8 protein-coding genes are annotated in these 8,325 nt (G+C 29.7%); 4 read left to right on the top strand and 4 right to left on the bottom strand.

Features of this window, described 5'->3' with window-relative positions; genetic code table 11:
- Positions 1-152: 152 nt before the first annotated feature.
- Positions 153-656 carry a hypothetical protein gene (locus ACIQ56_RS11535; protein ID WP_397601210.1) on the bottom strand — a complete coding sequence of 168 codons (504 nt, stop codon included), beginning with the start codon at positions 654-656 and terminating at the stop codon, positions 153-155.
- Between the two features lie 519 nt (positions 657-1,175).
- On the opposite strand from ACIQ56_RS11535, the gene ACIQ56_RS11530 reads away from it, so the two are divergent.
- A complete protein-coding gene (locus tag ACIQ56_RS11530) occupies positions 1,176-1,793 on the top strand; it encodes a phosphatase PAP2 family protein (RefSeq protein ID WP_397601209.1) in 618 nt (205 codons plus the stop codon).
- Positions 1,794-2,066: 273 nt separating this feature from the next.
- Here the strand turns inward: ACIQ56_RS11530 and ACIQ56_RS11525 are convergent, their stop codons facing one another.
- Positions 2,067-2,366 (bottom strand): hypothetical protein, encoded by a 300-nt coding sequence (locus tag ACIQ56_RS11525; protein ID WP_397601208.1) that lies wholly within the window; start codon positions 2,364-2,366, stop codon positions 2,067-2,069.
- Positions 2,367-2,619: 253 nt separating this feature from the next.
- Between ACIQ56_RS11525 and ACIQ56_RS11520 the strand changes: the two genes are divergently transcribed.
- A complete protein-coding gene (locus tag ACIQ56_RS11520; protein WP_397601207.1) occupies positions 2,620-3,120 on the top strand; it encodes a hypothetical protein in 501 nt (166 codons plus the stop codon).
- A 1-nt stretch (position 3,121) separates the two neighbouring features.
- Here ACIQ56_RS11520 and infA read toward each other — a convergent pair whose 3' ends face one another.
- Positions 3,122-3,358, bottom strand: coding sequence for a translation initiation factor IF-1 (infA, locus tag ACIQ56_RS11515; RefSeq protein ID WP_153421775.1), 237 nt, complete (start codon positions 3,356-3,358; stop codon positions 3,122-3,124).
- 98 nt (positions 3,359-3,456) lie between these two features.
- On the bottom strand, positions 3,457-6,309 hold the full coding sequence (locus tag ACIQ56_RS11510; protein WP_397601206.1) for an endonuclease MutS2: 2,853 nt from the start codon (positions 6,307-6,309) through the stop codon (positions 3,457-3,459).
- Between the two features lie 90 nt (positions 6,310-6,399).
- Here ACIQ56_RS11510 and rsgA point away from each other — a divergent pair, with 90 nt between their 5' ends.
- Together rsgA and ACIQ56_RS11500 are read left to right on the top strand one after the other, a co-directional pair.
- Positions 6,400-7,704, top strand: a complete 1,305-nt coding sequence (rsgA, locus tag ACIQ56_RS11505; protein ID WP_397601205.1) for a ribosome small subunit-dependent GTPase A — start codon at positions 6,400-6,402, stop codon at positions 7,702-7,704.
- A 14-nt stretch (positions 7,705-7,718) separates the two neighbouring features.
- Positions 7,719-8,325 (top strand): NAD(P)-binding protein (locus ACIQ56_RS11500; protein WP_397601204.1); only part of this gene is annotated, 607 nt, incomplete at its 3' end.

Below are 8,325 nucleotides of genomic sequence, written 5' to 3'. Positions count from 1 at the left end.
CCATTATTTAAAATTAATCTTGAGATTAAAGATTTAAATGATTTACCGGAAGTTGAAAAACGATATATAATGTGTTCAAAAATAGTTGGAAAAGAAACAATAGATAAAATAAATATTGAAATAGATAAAATATTAAAATAAAATTTATATATTTATTTTATATTTTTTACCATTTGATCTATATTGATGTGTTTTTCGTTAATTTGTATATCAATTTGTTTCTCAATTTTTTCGCGAATTTTAGGGTCTAATTTTGGACTATAACCAGCATAAACAAAAACGGAATCTCCAGGTAATTCTACCGCTTTGATTTTATCATATACGTTTTCTTTTTTTGCTAAATAAATATAAGCATAATATAAATAACCGTATATTGCATCTATTCTTCCGGCTAAAAGCTTTTTTAATAAGAGATTAACAGAATCTTGGCTCGAAGATTCCTCAAAGTTTAACACATTTCTATTTTGAATTAAAAAAGATGATCTTGCTCCATTTTTATTAGACCCTATGACGATATCTTTTAATTGACTTGCTGATGTTATTTTGTCGTATTTAAAATCTATTTTAGTAATTAGAAAACTTTTTGAACTATATAAGGCATTATTACCTACTATAACTCCAAAGTCGGTTTTATTTTTTGAAGACATTGCTATCATATCAATATCCCCCTTTTTTAAATCGATATAAAGTCTAGTCAGTGGAAAAGCTTCAAATTGAAACTCATAGGGTGTATTGGGCATAATATGATTTTTATAAAAATCAATAATAGCACCTTTGTTTTTGTGATCAATCGATTCAAATGTAAAAGGTGGCGCTATAAAATACCCTATTTTAATTATTTTTTTCTCATTTTGCGCAAAAATGGGGGAGGTGGTAATCAAAAAGAAGAATAGGGAGATTGATATTTTATAAATTTTAACCCACTTTATTTTATTTATTATAATAATTTTAGACATATAGGGTAAAGTTATTTTTCCTTTCTTTTTTAACCTTTCAAAAATCTTTTCATCCTCATATCGGTAAATAAAAAGAGGAATAAAGTAGGCTAAAGGTAGCATAAAAGTTACTTGACTCAGAATGGAAATGAAGAGAAAAGAAAAAAATTAGAAATGTCATCGATATTTTTAGTTGGTTGCATTTCTTTCTTTTTTTCTAATTATCTGTTGAGGTTTGTTTTGCTTAAATATTTAGTCATTCCTTTTTTGTTTATATCCTATTTTTTTATAGATTCTCCCCTTGTATTGTTTTTAAATAAAAATGGTATAAATAAGAATTTTATTTTAGAGATATTTACTCATATTCCCGATGGCATAATTGCTATACTTTTTATCTATTTTATTTTATTTATTTTTGTTTACAGAAAATGGCAAAAGTATAAGTGTTTTCATATTTTTTTTATGGCCATGATTTCTGTTGCTATTAGTGTTCAAGTAAAAGATCTTTTGAAATATGTTTTTGGAAGATATTGGCCTGATACCTGGATTAATGGAAATCCATCCTTAATTGTTCATAATGCATATGGATTTCATTTTTTTCAAAAAGGATCTGAATATTCTTCTTTTCCATCTGGGCATACAACAGTTACATTTGCATTTTTTACTGTTTTTATATTTTTCTATCCTAAATTTAGAAACTATTTTTATATTCCCATGTTTCTTTTAGGCTTAGGACAAGTTTTAAAACATTATCATTTTTTAAGTGATGTTGTTGCCGGTGGTTTTCTTGGCTGGGGAGTAGGGACAATAATATGTAAATTTTATATGATTCATAATGATAAGAAATTAATCAAATAAAAATTATTTTAATTTCATGTTTCATATACTTTCTCTAAGATTTATTCCGTATCTTCTTTGTTATTTAAAAATGTTGAAACTTGAATATCATATTCCAACTCCAATCCTTTAAATGTTCTTAAAAAAGCATGATTGGATGAAGTTAAATTTTCTTTACATCTTATATCACCATTATTTTTTATTTTTCCAATTTTACTTTATGCTAAAACAAGTTTATCAGATAATGTTTCTTTCGAATTTTTAAACGTATTTTTCATAACTAGTAATTTGTTTTTATGAGTTAATAAATTTCCAGCTATGGCTTAAGTAAATTCTTGTCTGAAAGAGGGGATCAAATATTTTATCACTAAGATGTTTATTTATTACAGAAGCGGTATAATAGGGATCATCTTGAACCATAAAATCAATGGCCGTATCAAACCACATATCTGAAAAATCATTTATTATTGCTTGAATAATCATTATTCCATATCCATTTGTATCGTTAACAAGATCCTCAGCTATTTTAACTGTTCTTAACATGGGAAGGCAGGTGCCCAATACAGCACTAGTTTCATTCGTTTCTTTATCCATGGCAAGAATAGAAAATGTAGCGTATGCATATGTTTTTATAAATAAAATTAAAATTTATAAAACTAGTTTCATTTTAGCTCATTTTCAAAAAGAAAATTCGTATATTATTTATTTTAAAAAAAAATTAAAATTATGATTTTTTAAAATATAAAATCATTTATTGCTTTGGGGTTAAATTTATTGTACTATTAAGAAATATTTTCAATCATCATGGCATTATTAATTTAAAAAACTTAATAAATTTAGGTGTTTTATGAAAAAACATATATTGCATTTGATTTATATCTGTATTTTATTTTTTTCATTCCATTGTTATGGATCATTTAAAGTAGAATTTTATAATAATTATGAAGATTCTCAGTTACTCATTCAAAGAGTTTTTACCAACAGAGATGTTCCTATTAGTGAGATTTTTTTAGCTAATAAAGATGATAAAGTTCTGTTAAACGATAATGGATATTTTATTATACATTTTACTTATACCATTAAATTCGAAGATACGAATATTCCATGCTCATGGGTAAATTTATATGGAGTAAATTATGCAAATGGTTGGGGAATAAAAATGATCTTAAATGATAGTGAAGTTGGAACCATATGCATAAATAAAAAATTTATAATTGATACAAAGGCTCGGGCTATTTTAGAATATTATCAGGGGCATGATAAAAAAACATATTTAAAATTTTATAATGATGGGTGGTGGCAAAATAGTAATTCTTTTCCAAATAGTTTAAATATAAAATTAGAATAATTTATTTTCCTTTTGAATTGAGTTTTTCTCTTGAGATAATAAGTCCATGGCTTACGTCATAAGGTGACAAACCAACAGTCACTTTATCTCCTATAATTACGCTAATTTGATATTTTCGCATTCTTCCCGATATTTTCGCTGAAATAATTTGTCCTGTATTTAGGCTTACTGAATATTTTCCGCCTGCAAAAACATTCGTAACAATACCTTCAACATTTAAAAGGTCTGATCGGCTCATAAAAGAAGCCTCCTATTTAATTTTAAGTTGCTACATTAAATAGTATTTCATATTAGGAAAGATAAAATCAAGCCTTTTTAAAAAAAATAATCTTTTTGTTAATCATCAAAAGCTACAATTGTTACTCCATCTCCACCTTCTCCTTGGCGGCCGCTACGAAATCTTAATTTATAGGATGATTCTTCTAAATGTTTTCGAACAGATTCTTTCACTTTTCCCATTCCATGACCATGGATGATAACAACTCTATCAACTTGCATTCGATTCATTTTATCTAATTCAATATCAAGTTTATTAAGAGATTCATCCACCGTATTTCCGCGTAAATTTATTGTATTGCCTGAATGCTGAAGAGTGGGTGGAATTTCGCTGTCTTGAAGGTTTTGGATTTTTTTTGTTTTCGAATTTTGTTTTTGTTTTGAAAATAATTTTGTTTTTGAAAAGGATTCGTTTTTTAGAGAGGTTTGATTTTCATTTATAGGAGTTAATTCGTGATAAGATATTTTAACTTTCATAATTCCAAATTGGCACTCAATATTTCCTTTTGAATCGGCTCCTTTTAATACAGTTCCTTTTTCTCTAAATTTTGCCGATTTTACAATCATACCTGGTTTCCAATATTCAGGTGGCCTTCCTTGAGCGATTGTTTCAATTGCTGTTTGTTTCGCTGATTTTGCTTTTTCTTTCGTGGATTTTTCAAGCTCTTGCAATGTATCAAGATCATCATGAAGACTCTCTTCAATGTCGTCAAATGAGTTTTTCATAGCGTTTAAACTCATACGAGCTTCATCTAATAATGCTCTGCTTGACATATGCTTCGGTGCTCTAAACTTAGCTGCTTTTTCATCTAAAGAGTCATAGTCAATGCTGGATTCAGCGTATTGTTTTTTAGGAAGCTTTAATTCTGAAAGAGCATCAAAACCTAAAAGTTTTTTTGGCTTTAGTTGATTTTTAGAATTTGAAATATCTATTTTATCACTTTTTTTATCTGTTTCTTTATTTTGATTTTCAGAAGTTGATATTTCAATATTATTTGTATTTTGAACCATATTTGATTGATCATTTAAATCGCGTAAAATGCTTTCTTTTTGTTTTTCAAATTGGCGTTCTCGAATTTCTAAACGATTTTCAAAAGCATTTAATCTTTTTTGTAATTTATTTCGATAATTTTCAACGAGTGAATTTCTTAGTTCAGATAATTTTTCTTTTTCATGATGCAAGGATTTTAATTCGTGTTCAAGTTTTTTTGTTAAGTTATTTTGCTGTTTTAATTCTTCAGTGACTTCAATTCGTTTTAATTGAAGGTCTTTTAGAATATTTTCCATTCTTTGTGATTCATTGCCATAATATCCTCTCGCTTTTTGTATGATTTCATTATTCAATCCCATACGTTCGGCGAGTTCTATTGCGTAACTTTGCCCAGGAATGCCATTCAATAATTTATAAGTTGGCAACAATTTATGAGGTTCAAACTCCATGCTTCCATTAAAAAAGCGATGATCTCCGTCAGCGAGAGTTTTTAAATTCGAGAAGTGAGTTGTTATGATTACAGTTGCTTTTTTATTTGAAAAATATTCTAAAGTAGCGCGCGCCATGGCAACACCAATGGCGGGATCGGTTCCAACAAAACCTTCATCAAGTAATATGAGAGTTAATTCATTTGCCTCTTCTGCTATTTTTTTTAATTGGGACAAATGACCTGAAAACGTAGAGAGATCTTCTTCTCTGTTTTGTCTATCTCCCAGTTCAACAAAAATATTTTCATAATCTAATATTTCTGCTTTTTCACAAGAAACAAAAAGACCCGCTTTTGCCATGAGAGCAGTAACGCCTACTGTTTTCATAGCAACAGTTTTACCGCCTGCATTGGGACCACTTAATACCCATATTTTAGGAGAGCTTTCTCCATGTCTTTGAGGCATAAGTTGAAGATCATTTGCAACGCAAGACTTTTTTTCTAGGAGAAAAAGAGGATGTTTTGCATTGATTAATGAAAACCGAGCATTATTTTCTTTTGGTTCTAAAAATTGTGGACGTATCCCTTCAATAGCGCCAGCAAATTTTGTTCTTGCTGAAATCAGATCAAATTTTGTCAAAACTTCGGAAGAATTTAAAATATCTTCATGAACAAGGTAACATTCTTTAGAAAGTTCACGTAAAATGCGATTTTCTTCTATTTCGACGTCGGATTGGGCTTTTTCTAAATTGGAATGTTGCATGGCAAGAGCGTGGGGTTCAATAAAAACGGTAGACCCGGATTGGCTCACTCCTCTTGGAATTCCCTCAATCCCCGTTTTGCGATCCGAACGCACAGGAAGAACATATCGACCTTCTCTTAACATCCAAACATTATCTTGAAGTGAATTCCGAACATCTTGTTTTTTTAATATTTCTTCTAAGTGTTCTACTATTTTACGTTTCGCATTTTCCAAGCGGCTTCTTGCCGAATAGAGTTCAGGAGAAGCAGTAGATAAAATAGATCCATTTATATCAACACTTTTATTTAATTTTGCGAGCAAATCCATTTGTGGCTTGAGCTCACAAGCAAGTTGAAACAAAGTGGGGTATTTTATTGTTCTCGCTTTTTCATTTTTAAAATAATTTTGAATTGAATGGCAAAGCTTGAGTGTAATTAAAATTTGGAATAATGCTTGTGGGGATAAAATAGCTCCTCTGCGAAGAAGATTTTCAAATAGACTGAAATCAAAAGTCTCAAGTGAAATTCCATTCCCTAAGGTATTTAAATCGAGCATTTCAGAGGTTGTAGTAAAATAAAAATCTCTTTCTTCAAAATCTAACCAAGGTTCTAAATTGGATAATAGTTTTTTTGAATGAGGAAATACTGAAAAACCAGCTAAATAGCTCGTTATTTTATTCCATTCAAGACGCATGAGAGCGTCATTGCGAAGAAATGATTGGGGACTGTTGTCAATGTTGTTATCATGTTCCATAAGAATTACACACCGGTTTAAGGTTGGTTTCCAAGCTTTGCGGAATGATGTATAAACGTATTGAAGGCAAACATCAATAGGAGTAAAGACTTGGCTCGCCTAAAAAACTTTGTCGATCAAGATGAACGACGTAACAATTTTAAAAAAATTGAAAAAATAAAAAAAGAAAAAAGATCTGTTCGTGGACGTATTATTGACGATTGGATTATTGATTCTCCTAATTCGGATCTTACTAAAAAAGAAATGAAAGAAAAACTGGATGAACTTTATAAAAAAGGTTTACGCCGTGGGCGTGTAATTGAAGTTCAAAAAAGAAATGTTTTTATTGCAGAAGAAAATGAAGAAGGCCTTCCCGAAAGAGAAAATTTGTGGTTATGCTCTGTAGCAAAAAGACATTTCCAACGGGCACATAAAGAACGTAACTTTGTTGTTGTTGGCGATCGTATTTTGTTTGAACCAAATGCGGAATTGAAGTTTGATGCTGAGGGGCAACCTATTGATACCGATCTTCCTCATGGAGTTGTTCAGCATTCTTTTTTAAGGACAAGTAAAATATCAAGAAAAGATCCCATGCATCCGGAATGGGAACATGTGATGCTTGCAAATATTGATCTTGTCGCGATTGTCGCATCTGTATTAAATCCTGAAGTCCGTTGGGGATTGATTGATCGTTTTTTAGTACAAGCTGAAATTGAAAAAATACCTGCCGTTATTATTTTAAATAAAGTAGATTTATTAGAAAATGAAAAACTTGCTAGTAAAGATTTTCTCGAGACTTATAAAAAACGTATTGCAATTTATAAAAGCATTGGATACGAAATTGTAGAAATTTGTGCCTTAAAACCCAAAAAAAATATGGATAACGTAAAATATTTACGAAAATTATTTAAAGGAAAGTTAATTGGATTTGCGGGACATTCCGGAGTTGGGAAAAGTAGTCTTTTAAATTTAATGAAACCTGAATTTGAGCAAATTGTAGATGAAAATCCAGATATTTTTTATAAAGGACGCCATACAACTACTTATAATAGTTTATTACAATTAGATATTGGTGCCTATGCTATAGATACACCAGGAATTCGTTCTTTTGATATTCACAATTACGATCCTATTACGTTAAGTTATTGCTTTCCCGAATTTCGGCCTTTTAAATGTAAATATAGAGAATGTGCTCATGACCACGAACCACTATGTGGAATCAAACAGGCCGTTGCTGATGGTAAAATATCAAAGGAACGTTATCGCAGTTATATGGGAATATTAAAAGGAGTGAGTTTCAGAGAAGGTGAGGGCGACTCCACAGATGCAACTATGATTGCCGATCTAAAAGCTCGTGAACAAAAACGTGATGAAGATTTAGCAAAAGAAGAGATATTAAATCAAGAAATAAAGTAAAAAAGGAAATAAAAATGGATAACCACTTAAACTTTGAAGTAACAAAACCAGAAATTGTTATTGTTGGTGGTGGCGTCTCAGGATTGCTTTTAGCATTAAAAATTTCCAAGGATCCTAAAAAATTAGCAAACGGTATTATTCTTATTGAAAAACAACCACAATTAGGTGGCCGTTTTTTTTTCTCTTCATCCGCAAATTTTTTTGGTAAGAATTATGAAGAAATTACAAATGAATTATTTGAAAATTCATCCAAAAAAATAAATTTAAGTGGTCCTGGTTTTGAATCTATGTCATCTGTTTCTTTAGAAGCTCTTTTTCGCCATTTTGAATCTCATTTAAGTGAAGAAGAAAGAAACGAGTTTGAAGAGTTTTTCAAAAATGAGAATGAAAATCCGAATACAAATACACATAAAAATTATTTTATTAAAAAAGAATTTGTTTCTGATAGAGAGCTTTTTTCAGGTTCTTCCGAAATTTTAACAAAAAAAGAATCCGAAATTCTTCGTTCCTTTGTTGAAGACTTTTACCAAGAAAAAAATAATAAAGAAAATAATAATTTAATTATAAATGAAAATATTGTTTTTGAAAAATCACCACAATGGACAGAACTTTCTAAAGCAA

The organism is Silvanigrella sp. (assembly GCF_044369315.1).
GTDB lineage: Bacteria > Bdellovibrionota_B > Oligoflexia > Silvanigrellales > Silvanigrellaceae > Silvanigrella.
This window is presented reverse-complemented; position numbering and strand designations above follow the sequence as displayed.

Bases quoted from the DNA above. Each gene is read 5' to 3' on its own strand.
- ACIQ56_RS11535 (WP_397601210.1), bottom strand. From the start codon at position 656: ATGATAGCAATGTCTTCAAAAAATAAAACCGACTTTGGAGTTATAGTA.
- ACIQ56_RS11525 (WP_397601208.1), bottom strand. From the start codon at position 2,366: ATGGATAAAGAAACGAATGAAACTAGTGCTGTATTGGGCACCTGCCTT.
- ACIQ56_RS11520 (WP_397601207.1), top strand. From the start codon at position 2,620: ATGAAAAAACATATATTGCATTTGATTTATATCTGTATTTTATTTTTT.
- infA (WP_153421775.1), bottom strand. From the start codon at position 3,358: ATGAGCCGATCAGACCTTTTAAATGTTGAAGGTATTGTTACGAATGTT.
- ACIQ56_RS11510 (WP_397601206.1), bottom strand. From the start codon at position 6,309: ATGGAACATGATAACAACATTGACAACAGTCCCCAATCATTTCTTCGC.